The following is a 16,604-nucleotide window of genomic DNA, read 5'->3' as shown; positions in this document are numbered from 1 at the left end:
AAGGACGAAGCATGCTGACGACGAAGACGTTTGCGACATTACCCGGCGGCAGTCGGGATGAAACGGTGATTATTCCGGCGGAGCGCGTCGCGGCGCACCGTCATAGTCGGACACTCTGGGAAGAGGCCAATGCGCAGGCCGATACGATTGTGGCACAGGCACACGAACGTGCCCGAACGCTCGGTGAGCAGGCGGTTGAACAGGCAGAAGCGGAATTCTGGCAGCAGGCAAACGCGCTATTGCAGGGCGTTCAACAAGATCGAATGGAACTGGAAAAGATCATGATTACGCAAGCCGGACAGCTGCTGCGCGATGCGCTGGCGCATTTGCTGGATAAAACGCCCGCACCGTCGCGCCATCACGCTTTACTGCGGCAGTTGCTGAAGCAACAGCAGGGAGAAAGTCGGGGAACGCTGTATTGCCATCCCGCCCAGCTTGCCGATGTACAACACTGGCTGGATGAACATACACATCTTGAGTGGCGTCTCGCCAGCGATGACGCGCTGGATAACGATGCTATGAAGCTGATTACCGCACATGGCGTGATGTCGCTGAGCTGGCGGCAGGCGACGGCGCAACTGCTTCCTCCAGGGTATCCCGCCGCAATATAAAATCATCGCCTGCTACTGGGAACTGCACGCCGGGGTTAACCACTCACTATTGAGTCAATGACGAGAACGTTTAGGTTTACGACCAAAAGTTCTCGTCAACGACCTAAACCGTGTTGTGAGGAAAATACCCTATGAGGAGAGCGTGCTATGTCCCTTAACCCCATTCAGCGTCGCCTTGACGCGCATCTGGTCGATTCGCAGCAACAGCTGGATGATATTGCGTTGAACGTTGCCGAAGGTGGAGCCAGTCAGGCCGACAGTTATGCCTTTTTTGAAGCCAGCATGGACTATTCCAATGCCAGTTGGGCGGTCGGGCAGTTGCTGAGCGTGAAACACGGCTTGGCAAAGGCCATCATCAATGACTTCAACTGAGTTGGCCGTGATGCTGGAGCGTTGGCTAAACGGCGGAACGCCGGCGCTGAAGCTGGACATTGATGGCGGGGCGGTGGCGCTTGTGCGGCAGTCGTCGGGAGTGGCGTGCAGCGCGGCCATTCCGCTGCGTGTGTTGCCCGATGAGCCGATGCTGGCGCGCGCATTACAGCTGGCCGATGCCGCCCACGCCCAGTTTCAGGATGATACTGCCATCCTGTCGCTCTCTCCGCAGGATGAACAGCTCTGGCTATGGATGCGGCCCGATGCCGATGACGTCATGCAGCTGTGTCGCAGCCTGGAAACCTTACTTAACCAACGGGACGTCTGGCTGAGCCTGCTCATGCCGCGGGCGAAAACGCCCGTTTCCGCTCCACTGAATCTAAACACGCTGGCTTTTTTGCAAGGAGAACGACATGCGTAAGGGATTAATACGTCATCGCGCGTATAGCATTTTTCTGGCGGCCTATCGCTGGTTTTGCTGGGCGGTGGTGCTGATGGGGATTATCCCAGTGAACGGGATGATTTCGCTGGCGCATGCCGCCACGCCAGCCGACTGGAACAAGGGCGCGTATGCCTATTCTGCCGAACAAACGCCGCTGTCTGCGATTCTGACGGATTTTGCCAACAGCCACGGCGTGGATTTGGTGCTGGGCAATATTGCGGACAATGAGGTTACGGCAAAAATTCGTGCGGATAACCCTACGCTCTTCCTCGACAGGCTGGCGCTGGAGCACCGCTTTCAGTGGTTCGTGTATAACAATGCGCTCTATGTCAGCCCGCAGGACGAACAGGCGTCGGTGCGTCTGGAAATCTCCCCCGATGCCGCCCCCGATATCAAACAGGCGCTCAGCGGTATCGGGCTGCTCGATGCGCGCTTTGGCTGGGGTGAATTGCCGGAAGAGGGCGTGGTGCTGGTCACCGGTCCGCAGGCGTATATCGATCTGATTCGTAATTTCAGCCAGCAGCGGGAAAAGCAGGACGAACGGCGCAAGGTGATGATCTTTCCGTTGCGCTATGCCTCGGTATCTGACCGGACGCTGCAATATCGCGATCAAAAAGTCACGATTCCCGGCGTCGCGACCATTCTCAATGAGTTGATGGATGGTCAACGTGCGGCACCGGCAGGCGCATCCGGCCCGATGCCCGTGCAGCCGGATAACGGCATGGAAGCGATGCGGTACAGTACGCGCTCGCTGATGACCCGGCTGGCAACCCGTAACAACCCAGGTCGCAACGGTGAGGGGGCAGGCCGCGTGACGCTAAGCGGCAAGATTTCCGCCGATGTGCGTAATAACGCGCTGCTGATTCGGGATGATGAAAAACGCCGCGCGGAGTATCAGCAGCTCGTCGACCATATCGACGTCCCGCAAAATCTGGTCAACATTGATGCCATTATTCTGGATGTGGACCGAACTGCCATGTCGCGACTGGAAGCAAACTGGCAGGCGCAGCTTGGCAATGTGAGTGCAGGCAGCACCATGATGATGGGGCGGAGCACCCTGTTTGTCAGCGATTTCAAGCGCTTCTTTGCCGATATTCAGGCACTGGAGGGAGAAGGAACGGCCTCCATCGTCGCTAATCCTTCTGTACTGACGCTGGAGAATCAGCCCGCGATTGTTGATTTCAGCCGGACGGCGTTCATCACGGCGACGGGCGAACGCGTCGCGGACATTCAGCCTGTAACGGCGGGTACCAGCCTGCAGGTGACGCCGCGTGTGATCGGCGAAGGGGCGCAGCGCAGCATCCAACTGGTTATCGATATCGAAGACGGCCAGGTAGAGACGGGGCGCGAAGGTGAGGCCTCCGGCGTGAAACGCGGCACCGTTAGCACGCAGGCGCTGATTGGTGAAAACCGCGCGCTGGTGCTGGGTGGTTTTCATGTTGAAGAGAGCGGTGACCGCGATCGTCGTATTCCGATCCTCGGGGATATCCCGCTTCTGGGGCAGCTGTTCACCTCGACGCGTCATGAAGTCTCACGCCGTGAGCGCCTGTTTATTCTGACGCCGCATCTGGTCGGCGATCAGACCGATCCCACGCGCTATGTTTCCTCCGCTAATCGTCAGCAGTTGAACGGTGCCATGAACCGCGTCGCGCAGCGCAGCGGTAAAACGGATCTCTATAGCCTGATTGAAGGCGCGTTTCGCGATCTCGCCAGCCGCCAGCTTCCCGCTGGGTTTCAGGCTGATAGCAAAGGTACGCGATTGGGAGAAGTGTGCCGCTCGCAGTCGGGCCTGATCTACGACAGTTCGCGCTATCAATGGTACGGCAACGGTCAGTTGCGCCTGAGCGTCGGCGTCGTGCGTAACGGCGGCACACAGCCGCAGCGTTTTGATGAGGCCGCCTGTGCCAGTAGCCGCACGTTAGCGGTGGCGGTGTGGCCGAAAACGACGCTGGCACCGGGGGAGTCCAGCGAGGTGTTCCTTGCATTGCAGCCCGCCCTAATGTCTCAGCCCGCCCGACGTAACCTGCTGACATCTCAGTAGCGATTTCAACTAAAACAGGAAAGGGTCATGAATCATAAAGCACTGTCCGTCGCGCTGATCGCACTCTTGCTGAGCGCCTGCACTTCCCCGCGACAGATCGCCAACTGCGCCTCGGTGACCTGTCGTCCACAGCCGGAAACGCGGCAATTAATCATCTGGTGGCAGCCCGATCTGCGCAGCAGTCCGGCGGATTACAGCAGAGTCAACGTGGATGAGTGAACCCGCGGCAGTATTCGACAATCAGCATGACTTCCTCACGGCGCTGGAGACCGAGACGACGGCCAGTTGGCCGGTACAGTCGGGCGTCACGCTGTGGTTTACGGCGGTGTCGGAGGATAAGGCCATGCTCACTTTAACGCTGGCGCCTGCACGACATTACCCCGGCATGCTGCGGCAAATTTTACAACGCCGCTTTCTGGAGGCGGATGCGCTGTTTGCCTGTGGCCTGAGCCTGGATGAACAGCAACATCTGCGGTTACGTCGCACGTTATCCACATTGACTGACTCGGTTGCGGCAATCGACGAACTGTGGCGTTTGGCCGGTCTGCCGCCGCGCTGAAACGTGAAAAAGTCATGCGTTTTCGTGCATAAGACGGGAACTGAGTAAGCAAGGAAATCACTTAATGGGGGAGTGTCACAATCACGCGGGCTGACCGCACATCATTGGCGCTTTCATAACCCATTTACTCATTGAGGAAACATTATGCTTAATTCTCTTGGTGGCGGAACCTCTCTGCAAATCACGATCAAGGCGGGCGGTAACGGCGGTTTATTTCAATCTCAGTCTTCACAGAATGGTGGATCGCCATCGCAGTCAGCGTTTGGTGGCCAGCGTAGCAACATCGCAGAACAGCTGTCCGATATCATGACGACCATGATGTTCATGGGCAGCATGATGGGCGGCGGCATGGGCGGTGGGCTTGGTGGTTTGGGTAGCAGCCTGGGCGGACTCGGCGGCGGTTTGCTGGGCGGTGGTTTAGGTGGTGGTCTCGGCAGTAGCCTTGGCAGCGGGCTGGGTAGTGCGCTCGGCGGTGGATTAGGCGGGGCGTTGGGTGCCGGCATGAATGCCATGAATCCATCTGCCATGATGGGTAGCCTGCTGTTTAGCGCGCTGGAAGATCTGCTGGGCGGCGGCATGTCGCAGCAGCAGGGTGGGCTTTTCGGCAACAAACAGCCGTCGTCGCCGGAAATTTCTGCCTATACCCAAGGCGTTAACGATGCGCTGTCCGCCATTCTGGGCAACGGCCTGAGCCAGACGAAAGGGCAAACTTCACCGCTGCAGCTGGGCAATAACGGTCTGCAAGGCCTGAGCGGCGCGGGTGCGTTCAACCAACTGGGTAGCACGCTGGGGATGAGCGTTGGGCAAAAAGCCGGTTTGCAGGAACTGAACAACATCAGCACGCACAATGACAGCCCGACACGTTACTTCGTCGATAAAGAAGACCGTAAGATGGCGAAAGAGATTGGTCAGTTTATGGATCAATATCCTGAAGTCTTCGGCAAACCGGAATACCAGAAAGATAACTGGCAGACGGCGAAGCAGGATGACAAATCCTGGGCGAAAGCGCTGAGCAAGCCGGATGACGACGGCATGACCAAAGACAGCATGGATAAATTCATGAAGGCGGTCGGCATGATCAAGAGCGCGGTGGCGGGCGATACCGGCAATACCAACCTGCACGCTCGCGGCAACGGCGGCGCGTCTCTGGGCATTGATGCAGCGATGATCGGCGACCGTATCGTCAATATGGGGCTGCAAAAGCTCTCCAGCTAAAGCGAAAAAACGACAGGGAGCAGGGCGGAAGCACTGCTCCTAATTATTGGCTTCAATGTGATTATTTCAATTCAAATCAATCAGCTTGCTTCGTTTTAGTCCTTTCTTTGCATTATGGCGTTTTCACTTCGCTTGCTATTCTTGACGTGCGACTTTTTCTTAACGGGACTTGCGTCAAGGAACCACATGGAACGTTTTCATTATTCTATTCCGCATCGCCAAGCCAGCCTCCTGTTAGATAAGCTCATTGCCGTCAACGTGTTGTCTTTAGCCAGACTGAAGCCACTCACCTGGCTTTTTAATCAATGGGTTAGTAAGCAACGCAACCGTGGATTATGCCTGCTACTGGCGGTAATAACGATACTGGGCACAGTAAGGACGTAAGTAATGGCTGAGAAAATCACCCCCTATAACCCATACCCCTACGGCTTTAGAGGGGATGTTAGAGACGGCTCCTACTGTGAAGTGGATATCAATGAAGGTAAGGATTCACGTTTTATTATCATCAGGCCCAGAGCTTACTTCCCAGAGGGGATGTTCGAAAGAGAAATGGGTTTTCTGGAAAAAGGAATGCTGACGCTGGAAGACATGTACCCTGAAGTCAAAGTATTAGGCTACGTTCCTGATAGAAAAAATGTTTTCTGGCTCTATAACCTGAATGTTTGCGATATTGAAAAACAATATCTGGAAGATTCTGATTCCGAGATTTTCGCTGCACATGTGAAGTATGACGAATATTATACCTTCGATGATTTCTATAAATGTATGGCGTTCATAGAACAGACATTTGGCGTGCATGAAAGTCACTTCAAGAAAAATTGGGAAACACGTTATCCACAATACTAATCGAGCTTTTAGGCGTTAATAACGATGGAGCAGAAACTAAACATTGCGATAATCAGAAATGGAATACGAGAACATGCCGAATTTTTTCTTAGTCAAAATTCAGGGCGCTCAATAAGGTTTTCGATTGGTTGTGACTGTATATATACCGCTGAAAGTGATGATTTTTTCTCTTGTTTCTGTGTTCTTAGACGGCATTGTAGAAACATGACTTTCTTATGCAAAGGAGCAAAGAGAAATGTCTATCCATTCCAGAATGGCGAGACAAATGGCTTATGGGATAAAAGGATATGAATTTGAAATGGGGAGACCAGCTGTTCGTGGAGATTTGGTCTTTATCTTTGCTTATGAAGAGAATGATCTGGTGACGCCGGAAGAACAAGAAAAATATTATCAGAAATGGTTATCTTCTTTTTTATAGTCAGTAAGCAATGAGTAATAAAGCCAGCACAGGTTTCCCTGGCTGGCTTTTCCCTGATGCGGTAATGGCGCACGTATTACAGTTGACGCACCGCAATAAAACGATCGGCGATCAGGCGGGCGATCCAGAACGAGGTCTGCGCCACGTCGCTATGTAGCCCGTTCTTCGTATGGATGTCGGCCTGATGCAGAAAATCCTGCTCCAGCGAATCCACAAACGCATCGAACTCGAACTCACCCCGTCGCAGCGATCCTGACTGGCTGAGCACCGTGTTCAACTGTGTTCTCACCAGATGGATAGCCTGCGTGAACGATTCACGTTGCGCCGGCGTAATGTATCCGCCTTGTCTGGCGATATCCGCCCAGCGTGTCGGTGCGGGAGATGTCATTGTGTTTGGCATCTTACTTCACCTGTAAGTTGGCGGAATCCGGCACTTTGTAGTGATTATTGACGTTCGTCAGGCTGATATTGCTGCCTTTGACGTTCAACCCTTCACTGTCGCTTTTCACGAACGAGAACTTGCCGTTTTCTGCGTCAATATTGCTCAGATTCAAGTTCCAGTTACCTTGTTGCCCACCGTTGGTGCGGACAAACGTACCGAAATCTTTCGCTTTGAAATTATCGATGGTCAGGTTGGCATCCGCGTTCAACTGGAAAATCTTATCGGAAGCGCCCTGAGCGCTACTGTTGGTGATTTCAACGTTGGCTGGTTTACCGTTATTTGATTTCACCGTCAGCGCATCTTCACCCACGTTGGTCCAATGCACGTTATCAATTTTGGCATCGCCGCGGACGTGTACGCCATCCGCCGCATTATCACCAAACACCACGTTTTTCAGCGTTGCGCCTGGAGCTAGTTCAAAGACTGGCTTCTGGCCTTCAGCCTGACCACCGTCGCCTAACTTGCTACTAGCAGTGAAGGTTTTTCCTCCGCCGTCAAAGACTTCGCCAGGACCGACTTTGATGGTGTCATTTACCACGGTGGCATCACCGCTGGCTTTAGGGAATGCCACTGGACCAGCACCGGCTGTTGATGTCGTCGGCGATGCCGCAGAACCACCACCAACGCCGGTTGGGGCGGCCGTTAGTGGGGCAGACGCACCGCCGCCGTTACCGCCAACGGGTGAAGACGGGGCTGATGCTGCTGCTGGGGATCCACCACCGCCAGCAGAGGGTGCAGACGGCGCGGCAGGCGATCCACCGCCAGATGAGGCCTGCGGTGCACCCACTGACGGCGAGCCGCCACCTTGTGGTTGTCCTTTTTCTTGCGGCTGACCGAATTCACCTTTCTGTGAATCCATCAGATTGCCGATCAATTCCAGCAGCGCTTTTAACAGATCGTTGCCGCTCAGTTGACCACCGCCGTCTGCGGTTGGGCTGATGGCGTTATCTAATGCGCTGCCAGCCGACTCTTGCAGTAGAGAACGGCTCAAATCTTCTGGATTTTGCGCGCCGCCTGCGCCGCCAGTGCCGGATGAACCCGCCAGCGGTGAGGCACCGCCGTTACCGCCTGCCGCGCCCGACGAACCGGAAGAGAGTGGATTCCCCGCTTCCTGGCCATTTTTTCCCTGAATCAGCGTTTCCAGCAGTTTCATCAGCATATCGGCAGGGCTGCCGTTTTGCCCTAACGCCGAGCTGCCACCGTTGCCTGCACCGCCCTGGCCCTGCGGGCCGCCATCGGTTGATGACGGCGTATTGCCCTGCGCATTAGGCAAAAGCGCGCTAAGCAATGTGCCCAGCGCCTCCATGAGCTGGCTATCCTGCTGTGCAGAACGTGGCGAAGCCCCGCCGTTGCTGCCTGAAAGCGGGGAATTCAGACCTGTTGATGACAGGCCAGCGCCGGGTTGTATGCTGAGCGTGATCGTCATATCAGCCATAACATCTCCTTGAAAGTGAATAATGTGGGTCATTAACAGGCTTACGTCTGTTGCGTATTAAGTGAGGGAAGGTGTGATGTGGTTCCCGTGCAGGAAAGAGAAAGATGTCGGGAACCAGAAGGAGAAACTGACCACTTAACCGACACGATCACTTCATCACCCTTGGAACCTGTTATGCAGAAAATTCAGCATGTTCAGCCCGGTCTATCCGCGTCGGAAATTGCACCCGCAACGCTCGCTAACACACCGCTATCGCAGGGCAGTAGCACCAGCGCGAGCCAAAAAGGTGCGCAGTCCCTGATCCAGCAAGGTTTGCATGATAAAAATAAACCGCCCGAGCTGGAGCAGGGAAACGGCAGTTCAGTGAAAAGCCAGGACTCGCGCTCGACTACCTTGCGTGAGCTATTCTCATCGGAAGGCGTGAGTCAGGGGCTACCGCGTGTGCCGCGCGATTCGCTGGCCTCGGGTGGGCCGATCCAGAGCCTGCCGCGTTTTGCGTCCACTGAAGCTGCTGAGATCAAAATAAGCGGTAGCACGACCGCTACACCTGCCGCGAAATCCGATATCACGCTGGACAGCCACGGTAAGCTTCAGTTCGGCAAAGGCATGCCGGAGGCGCTGAGCACGCTGTTACAACAGACCATCGGGAAGAATAGCCAGCCGTTCGTGGCTCATCATGAAAATCAGGATGCACAGCAGCACGCGCTAGTCGACAAGTCAGGACGGCTGTTCGTGATTCAAAGCGATGACAATCAGCATATTGCGCTTCACAGCAGCGGCCGCAGCGCGATGCCATCGGGCAAGCTGGGCGCGAGTAACGTACAGTTGGACTCCACGCCGGAACATATTTCTCTGAAAACAACCTCGGGCGAATCTACGAGCGTGCCGCTATCTGGACGCATGAACCACGAGTTGCTGACCGGTGTCCACCGACAGCCTGATTCAGCTTCAGGCGCGGGTGAGCAACTGCGTCTTCATGACGGCAAGCTCTTTGCGCTGAATACCGAGTTCGGTGTCTGGCAGCAAAGCAGCGATGTCGCCCACAGCCAGTTATCTCGGCAGGGAGATGGTCAACTGTATGCCGTCAAAGACGACCACACGCTGAGCAATTTGTCGTCGGGCATGGAGTCATCCACCTTCAGCGATAAGATTACGGCGTTCTCTGCCAACCAGAACGGGCAATCTGCCGTGCTGACCGAACAGGATCACCTCGCGCAGCTGCACCTGATGAGCACGTTGGATGCCACGCCGCAGCCGGTGGATCTCAAGCTGGAAAATGGTGATCCCGTGTTTGCGAAAGCGGTGGGGTTAACCGCAGAACACCTGCTGATTGCCGACAATGACGGCAAACTTTACCACGCACCGCTGCCCGAGGCGGGTGCGTCGCACGCCACATTAACCCCTGCCAGCACGCCGGAACTGAATGCGGTGCTGGGCGACGACCATCGTATTACCGGATTTGCCCACGATGAACACGGCCAGACGCAGGCGCTCGCCACCGATCGCCAGGGACAAAAGCACGTCGCTCCTCTGGGGCAGAATGGGCTGTCCCCCACGCCGGGGTGGAACCTGAGCGACAGTCTGGTGGTGGATAATAAGCTGGGGCTGACCACGGCAGCGCCCGAGGCGAAAGACACCTTAGATCTGGGACGGCTGGGGCAGATCGGTCTACAGGAAGGCAAAGTTCATTTTTACAACGGCAATACCAAAAGCTGGGAGGCATCCAGCATTGAAGCTAGCCAGCTCAAGCGCGGGCTGGACAATCAGGCTTATACGCTAAAAGACGGTGAAATCAAGCCGCTGTCCATTAACCAGAAGTCAGACACGTTTACGCACGGCGACAATACCGTGTTTGCGCTGCCGCAGGTGCGTATGACGCCGTCTGCGGGCACTGCACTCCCGGGGATTGCCAAGGACGATGACGTCTCGGCGATGGCGGTGATCAACCGTAATAAATTTATTGCCGTTGATAAGCAGGGCGATCTGCATTTCCACCAGATCAAACCGGGAACGGACAAGCTCGCAGCGCCACCGCTGGCGCTGCCTAAAAATGGTTTGGCCGGTGAGATACAGGACATCGCGCTGGATCACCAGCAGACGCTCTTTGCCCTGAATAAAGACGGGCAGCTTTTCCAACTGCCGAAAGCCGACTGGCAAAATGTGGCGAACCACGACAGCGCACAATGGCAGCCAGTGAAGACGCCAGCAGAGGGCAAAGTGAATTCACTGGGCACGAATGCGCAGCATCATTTGCAGGTGGCGCATGACGAGCATGAACTCCATACCCTGCAAGGGAGCGCGTGGAAAACGACCGTGCCAAAAGGGGAAGCGCCGTTAACCGCGGAGCCACGTGCCGCAGAAACGGTGTTTGGTCGGCTGGATGTGGCGACCAAAGGGGGAAAAATACCGTTAACCGGGCTCACGTTTAAAGCCGATGTTCAGGTTCTCGGTAAAACGGGTGAAGAGTCGCAGCAGGTGAAAAGCAAACTGTCAGATCTGCTGCGAGCCCATCTGGTTTCATTCACTCTGGACGTGCCACGGCCGTTAAAAACCTTTGCCGACCATGTTCAGCATCAGGTCAGCGGGCGTGAAGGTCTGAAACCTGTTTATGACATGCAAACCGAATTGCTGAAAAAGCTGGATGCGACGACGAGCCAGTCGCAGGGCACTGCGATGGATCTGGCGAGTAAGCTAGACAAGCTGGATCTGGGGGAAAAAGGGAAACCGCTGGTGAACCTGCTAAAACAGTTCCATACCGAACTGGAAAGTAGCTCGGCCAAAGCAGCGCTGCTGATTGGCAGGCAGCAGGGCGTGGTGAACGATAACGGTGTCATGAACACGGAAGGCAAACCCACCAGCCTGCATGGCAGAGAAAAAGATCTGGCCCCGGTGCTGCTGGCGGCGATGGAAAGTCATCCGTCATCGAAAACGAGTACGGCCAGTACGCTGATCAAAGCCTTTGTCGACAGCAAAACGCCGATAGCCCAAAAGCCGAATAGCGAATCATTTGGGCAGCAGCGGGATACCAGCGATGCACTGTCGCTGGCGAAAACGCGACTGGTGCTGGATACCCTGGTGCTGGGGGATTTGCATAAGCTGACCGATCGCATCGATACGCTCTCCGGCACGTCGCCGGGTGAAGCGGAACTGGCGTCGATGATGAAAGAACTTAACGCGCTGCGGCAGGGAGATTACGGCGACAATCCGGTGAAGAAAATGACCGATATGGGGTTCACCAATCATAAGTCGCTGGAGGCGGATTACGATTCGGTTAAAACCTTTATGAAGGCGTTCCGGAAAGAGGACAACGCCATCAGCGTCACCTCGAAAACCGTGATGCAGGCGGCCAGCCAGACGGACATGATCGATAAGATGAAGGCGACCGTCCTGTCGTTGGACAGCAACGAAAGCATCGCGTTTAACCGGACCTATGGCGGTGGGGCATCCATGTCGTTTGTGGTCAGCGGCACGTCATTACCTTTCCCTCCGGTGCCGGGTGGCGGCGTCAGCGGCGAGCGGAATTACAATATGAGCTTTTCTCGCGGTGAAAATGGCATCAACGTTGCCTTCGAGCGTTCAGGCGGGATTACCGGGAAAGTGAGTTACTCCGGCGGGTATGACGTCAGCCAGTATCTGACAGGAAAAACCTCGGCGCAGATGACGCAAAGCATCAACAGCAAACACAGCTTCACACCGGACGTTCGTGCCTCTTTCGGCGTATCCGCCAGCCTGCAAATGGCGCAGCAAAACGCCTTGAACTTTACTCTCAGCGAAGAAGAACTACCGGGGTTTATTGACGGCCTATCGAGCGGCACGATCAACCCGCTTGCCCTGCTGGATAAAGGGGAACAGCACAGCGTGAAGGCGGGGAAAACGGTCAGCTTCAATCTGGATGGCAATGCCGCGTTGGAGCTGCGTGGCGGGATCAACCTGACGGAAAAAGGCGCGGCACCCACCAGTGCGACGCTGCGCGGATCGGTTGGCGTGACGGCGAGCGCTAACGTGCTGTCTGCCACCAGTTCGTCCAGCGTTTCACAAGGGGAGAAATCCACAACCTATGCGGAATCTGACAACCGTCTGCGTTTCATGAATCAGGCCAGTGCGGGGCTCAATGCCACTATCAGTGCCGGGGCGGCCAGAACGACACCGGATGGCACCGTCCCGTTCTTCACTGCGGCCAGCGTTGGGGTGAATGTGGCGACCGATTCGCGTACCAACCAGTCAATTAGTTTGGGAATGAAAAAGGCTGAACCGCTAGAGAAAAAAGACATTGACGCGTTGACCAAGACACTGGCTTCCGCCTTTAGCGATCCAGCCAGTCAGTTGTTGATCGACAGCGTGAAAGGAATGGCGGAACCGGGCGATCAACTGGCCATCCTGAATGCGCATTTTGCGGATAAACCGGCAAACACCGACGATCAGCATAAGGGATTAATGAGTCTGCAAAAGCTGAACGTGCAGCAGGATGTTGCACAGCGTGACGGGGCAACGCTGGATAGCGTCAAGCACACGACGTCCTACACCAACCTCAGCAAACTGACGGAAAACGGGCTGTTCCAGGTGATCGGCAACCATTTGTTTTCTTCGCTGCCGCCGAGCAATGCCGATCGCATCAATCAACTGATCGCGGACAATCCGGCGCTGAAGGATATCGTGAGCCGCTTGCAGGATAACGACCGAGCGTCGGTGACGGTCACGCTGGAGCTGAAAGACGATGTGCGGGAAAAGATCGAGAAGGGCATTCAGAACAAAACGCACGGCAAGGATGACGTCATCGCGCTGTTTAAAGACGGCAATAATTTGCGTCTCGCCAGCATTGAAGTCTCGAAGGCGGTGAAGAAGAGCGAAGGGTTCAATACCCCGGCGGTCATCATCAACGCATCAAGCAGCGCGGGCGTCAGCATGAATAAACTGCTCGGCAACGTCAGCTTTAGCTACGGGCAGGATCAAACCGTACCGCAAAGTTACAAACTGAGCGGCGAGATTGCAAAAGCCAATCCTGCGACCGCCAACGCGTTGCAGCAGCTCCAGCAGGAAGGCCTGCAGCTAAACAGCTAATCGTAAATATCATGCGGTGATTACAGGAGAACAGGATGACACCCACACAACAGCATATTACTCGGTTATTACGCCATTACGGCGCGCTCAGCCGCACCCAACTGGGCTTGCAGGACGGCATCTGTGCACTACGCGAACCTGGCGGTCAGGAGGCGGTGGTGTTGGAAGTCCCCGCCAGCAGCGGCGTGCTGCTATTACACAGCGATGTGATGCGATTTCAGGGGGAGATCAGCACGGCGGTGTATCAGTTCATGCTGATGCTTAACTTTGAAATGGCGGCGATGAAAGGCTGCTGGCTGGCGCTGGATGAGAACTCGACGCTGCGGCTGTGCACTCAGCACACCGCAGAATCGCTGGACGAACCGAGCTTTACCGCGCTGCTGCCTGCCTTTATCAGTCAGGCCAAAGAGACCCGACTGCTGATTCGCGGCTTATTGCCACGATTCATGGCGGCGTAGCGCGGTTGAGCCACGTCATGCTATTGATCGATGGCAATAAAGGCCAGCATCGTTTCGCTGCCGTCCAGAATATCGGATTGGATGGCCTGTCGGGCGGTGCTGGCATCGCGCTGCTGTAGCGCTGCGAAGACCTCTTCGTGATGTTCAATCGCCATCTGCACGGAAAAATGCGCATAGGCCTGCGCAATCAGCGGGCCGGTGCGCATCCACAGGCTACCGATAAACTGCGTCAACAGCGGCATACGCGCCGCCTGCGCCAGAAACAGGTGAAATTCGCTATTTAACCGCAGCGCTTCGCGTAGATTTTTCTCGTCAATCGCCAGACGATTCTGGCGAATATTCTCTTCAATCTGCTCCAGCATTTTCGGCGTAATGTGCGTAGCAGCCTGCTCGGCTCCCGTGCCTTCCAGCGCCAGCCGCAGTGTGCGGATCTCTATAAACTGGGCTTCGGTCAATTGAGGAACGCGGATATCGCGCGGCGTCCTGAGCACTAGTGCCTGTTCTTTCGCCAGTTGCAGGATCGCATCTCGCACCGGCGTGACGCTGGTACCAACCTGTGCGGCGAGTTCCCGTATTCTCAGACGATCGTCCGGCTTGAGTTGGCCGGTAATTAACGCCTCACGCAGCATGGTATAAACGCTGGAACCCAGATAGCTGTGATTGATCTGCCCAATTGGATAATTCACTGTTCCCCCAGAGAGAAGCGCTGCGCAACGTGATGAGATAAACATGAGTTAGCGCCGCAACGACCCGCGACGATGAGGCGCTAATATACAATATGATGCATCAACGAGGCTATGGGGTGAGATATCGCACGGGTGAAGAATCGACAAGAAAAGGTCATGAAATACGCAGTATTGTATGACGAGGTGTAACCACCCTAAAATTATTGGTTAAGGTAGTATTTTATCGCGACTTAACGCAAACCTGTTGTCATAAAATTATATATTACCTGACATATTGAGCTTGGTAATTAACGGTTCTACTATGCCGAAAAAATTATTATCATCAGGGATGAAGCCATGCGTGGTTTTTTCAGGCTGATCTTTATCATGCCTGCGCTATTTTCTTATACCGTATTTTCCGCGCCGCTTAATCCGGCAGACCGAAATGACATTCAGCAGCGGCAGGCCGAGGTAATTGACCAATCCCGGCAGCAGCGCGATGCTTTATTACAGTTAAATCAAACTCAAACGACGACAAATCCAACTGGCGGAAGCGATGCCGGGCACTGCTTTTTCATTAAAGATATTAATTATCACAATAGCTCCCTGCTGCGTGAAAAAGATAAAAATAGGTTAAATAAAGATTATATTAATCGTTGTCTTAATGTTAACGATATAAATCAGCTGATTCATGACGTCAGTAATTGGTATATCGAACGAGGTTATATCACCAGCCGAGCCTTTATTGCTGAGCAAGATCTTTCTGGCGGCGTATTGCAGATCGATATTCTGGAAGGCCGTCTCGAATCTATTAATCTTAATAACCAATCGACGTGGGCATTAAAACAGGTTTTCCCGGGGCTGGAAGGCAACATTCTCAATCTTCGGGATATCGAACAGGGCATGGAACAGCTTAACCGCATGCCGACGCAGCAGGTGAGCATCGAAATTCAGCCCGGTAGCCAGCCCGGCTATTCCATCGTCAACCTTACCAGTAAGAAACAAATTCCGCTGACGGCAAACATTGGTTTTGATAATAGCGGGCAGAAAAGCACCGGAGAGCAGCAGCTAAGCGGCGGTCTGTGGGCGGATAACGTGCTGGGGCTGGCCGACCAGTGGTTTGTTAACGGCGGGCACAGCAGCGAGTTTCGCGATAGCCGCAATGTCGAAAGCCTGCAGGCGGGCGTGTCGTTGCCCTATGGCTACTGGACACTCAGCTACGACTACTCGCAAAGCCGTTATCGCAACGATTTCATCAACCGGGATTTTCTCTGGCATTCAACTGGCGACAGCCAGACGCACCGCGCCACGCTATCACGTGTGGTGTTTCGCAACGGCGACATGAAAACCAGCCTCTCGGCGGGCCTGTCGCACCGTATCGGAAAGAACTACCTGAATGATGTCCTGCTGCAATCCAGCAGCCGTAAACTCAGCAGCGCGATTATCGGCATCAACCACAGCCAGAAGCTGTGGGGCGGGCTGGCGACGCTCAACCCTGCTTACAGCCGGGGAACGCGCTGGTTCGGCGCAGAAAGCGATGAAGGGAAATCTGATGATGCGCTGCGCGCCGAATTCAACAAGGTGACGCTGGCGGCCAGTTATTACTACCCGATTGCTGACAACCTCCATTACCTCACCAACTTCTACGGCCAGTATTCACCGCAGCGCCTGTATGGCAGCGAGCAGGTAACGCTGGGCGGGGAAACCTCCGTTCGCGGTTTCAAAGAACAGTATGTTTCAGGTAATCGCGGCGGTTACTGGCACAATGAACTCAACTGGCGGGCGGCGCAGCTGCCGCAGCTGGGCAGCGTTACCCTAACAGCGGCGGTGGACGGCGGGCACCTTTTCTCACATCAGGCCGACAGTGAATCGGCGGGCACGCTGTGGGGCGCGGCGGTAGGCGCGGGTGTCGCGAATCAATATCTATCACAACAAATCACGGTTGGCTGGCCATTGGCACATCCTGACTGGCTAAAACCGGATAGCGTCGTAGTGTATTACCGCGTTGGGCTGTCTTTTTAGTTTTTAATTTTTCGTTATTC

The 16,604-nt window shown here is 55.0% G+C and carries 15 protein-coding genes; 12 read left to right on the top strand and 3 right to left on the bottom strand.

What is annotated here, in order from left to right; all coding sequences use genetic code 11:
• Nucleotides 1-11: 11 nt before the first annotated feature.
• The 9 genes from sctL to NXT09_RS04155 all read left to right on the top strand — a co-directional run bounded on the left by sctL (nt 12) and on the right by NXT09_RS04155 (nt 6,504).
• The gene (gene sctL, locus NXT09_RS04195) at nt 12-611 is read left to right on the top strand and encodes a type III secretion system stator protein SctL (RefSeq protein ID WP_268578982.1); all 600 of its coding nucleotides are present in this window, start codon (nt 12-14) and stop codon (nt 609-611) included.
• Nucleotides 612-758: 147 nt separating this feature from the next.
• A complete protein-coding gene (locus NXT09_RS04190) occupies nt 759-983 on the top strand; it encodes a type III secretion protein HrpF (protein ID WP_009112566.1) in 225 nt (74 codons plus the stop codon).
• On the top strand, nt 970-1,404 hold the full coding sequence (locus tag NXT09_RS04185) for a type III secretion system chaperone (RefSeq protein ID WP_268578981.1): 435 nt from the start codon (nt 970-972) through the stop codon (nt 1,402-1,404). Before NXT09_RS04190 ends, NXT09_RS04185 begins: the two co-directional genes overlap by 14 nt.
• Entirely contained in the window at nt 1,397-3,466 is a 2,070-nt protein-coding gene (gene sctC, locus NXT09_RS04180) for a type III secretion system outer membrane ring subunit SctC (protein WP_268578980.1), read from the top strand. Before NXT09_RS04185 ends, sctC begins: the two co-directional genes overlap by 8 nt.
• A gap of 27 nt (nt 3,467-3,493) precedes the next feature.
• On the top strand, nt 3,494-3,685 hold the full coding sequence (gene hrpT / locus NXT09_RS04175) for an HrpT family type III secretion system protein (RefSeq protein WP_268578979.1): 192 nt from the start codon (nt 3,494-3,496) through the stop codon (nt 3,683-3,685).
• On the top strand, nt 3,678-4,025 hold the full coding sequence (locus tag NXT09_RS04170; RefSeq protein WP_268578978.1) for a type III secretion protein: 348 nt from the start codon (nt 3,678-3,680) through the stop codon (nt 4,023-4,025). The genes hrpT and NXT09_RS04170 overlap by 8 nt, the downstream gene beginning before the upstream one ends.
• A gap of 144 nt (nt 4,026-4,169) precedes the next feature.
• Entirely contained in the window at nt 4,170-5,240 is a 1,071-nt protein-coding gene (locus NXT09_RS04165; protein ID WP_306417446.1) for a type III secretion protein HrpN, read from the top strand.
• Between the two features lie 387 nt (nt 5,241-5,627).
• Nucleotides 5,628-6,086 (top strand): hypothetical protein, encoded by a 459-nt coding sequence (locus tag NXT09_RS04160; RefSeq protein ID WP_268578977.1) that lies wholly within the window; start codon nt 5,628-5,630, stop codon nt 6,084-6,086.
• A 235-nt stretch (nt 6,087-6,321) separates the two neighbouring features.
• On the top strand, nt 6,322-6,504 hold the full coding sequence (locus NXT09_RS04155) for a hypothetical protein (RefSeq protein ID WP_268578976.1): 183 nt from the start codon (nt 6,322-6,324) through the stop codon (nt 6,502-6,504).
• Between the two features lie 76 nt (nt 6,505-6,580).
• Here NXT09_RS04155 and NXT09_RS04150 read toward each other — a convergent pair whose 3' ends face one another.
• A complete protein-coding gene (locus NXT09_RS04150; RefSeq protein ID WP_044204348.1) occupies nt 6,581-6,904 on the bottom strand; it encodes a hypothetical protein in 324 nt (107 codons plus the stop codon).
• A 1-nt stretch (nt 6,905) separates the two neighbouring features.
• Nucleotides 6,906-8,381: a pectate lyase gene (locus tag NXT09_RS04145; protein WP_268578975.1), complete on the bottom strand. Its 1,476-nt coding sequence runs from the start codon at nt 8,379-8,381 to the stop codon at nt 6,906-6,908.
• A gap of 174 nt (nt 8,382-8,555) precedes the next feature.
• Between NXT09_RS04145 and NXT09_RS04140 the strand changes: the two genes are divergently transcribed.
• Nucleotides 8,556-13,439 carry an AvrE-family type 3 secretion system effector gene (locus NXT09_RS04140; RefSeq protein WP_268578974.1) on the top strand — a complete coding sequence of 1,628 codons (4,884 nt, stop codon included), beginning with the start codon at nt 8,556-8,558 and terminating at the stop codon, nt 13,437-13,439.
• Nucleotides 13,440-13,474: 35 nt separating this feature from the next.
• Nucleotides 13,475-13,897, top strand: a complete 423-nt coding sequence (locus NXT09_RS04135; protein WP_268578973.1) for a type III secretion system chaperone — start codon at nt 13,475-13,477, stop codon at nt 13,895-13,897.
• A gap of 20 nt (nt 13,898-13,917) precedes the next feature.
• Here the strand turns inward: NXT09_RS04135 and NXT09_RS04130 are convergent, their stop codons facing one another.
• Entirely contained in the window at nt 13,918-14,583 is a 666-nt protein-coding gene (locus NXT09_RS04130) for a GntR family transcriptional regulator (protein WP_268578972.1), read from the bottom strand.
• A 336-nt stretch (nt 14,584-14,919) separates the two neighbouring features.
• Here NXT09_RS04130 and NXT09_RS04125 point away from each other — a divergent pair, with 336 nt between their 5' ends.
• Complete coding sequence (locus tag NXT09_RS04125) at nt 14,920-16,584, top strand: ShlB/FhaC/HecB family hemolysin secretion/activation protein (protein WP_268578971.1); 1,665 nt, start codon at nt 14,920-14,922, stop codon at nt 16,582-16,584.
• The last annotated feature ends 20 nt before the right edge of the window (nt 16,585-16,604 follow it).

The sequence above is a fragment of the Pectobacterium jejuense genome (genome assembly GCF_026800125.1).
GTDB lineage: Bacteria > Pseudomonadota > Gammaproteobacteria > Enterobacterales > Enterobacteriaceae > Pectobacterium > Pectobacterium jejuense.
The sequence above is the reverse complement of the archived record's forward strand: the minus strand, read 5'-3'. Positions and strand labels throughout refer to the sequence as shown.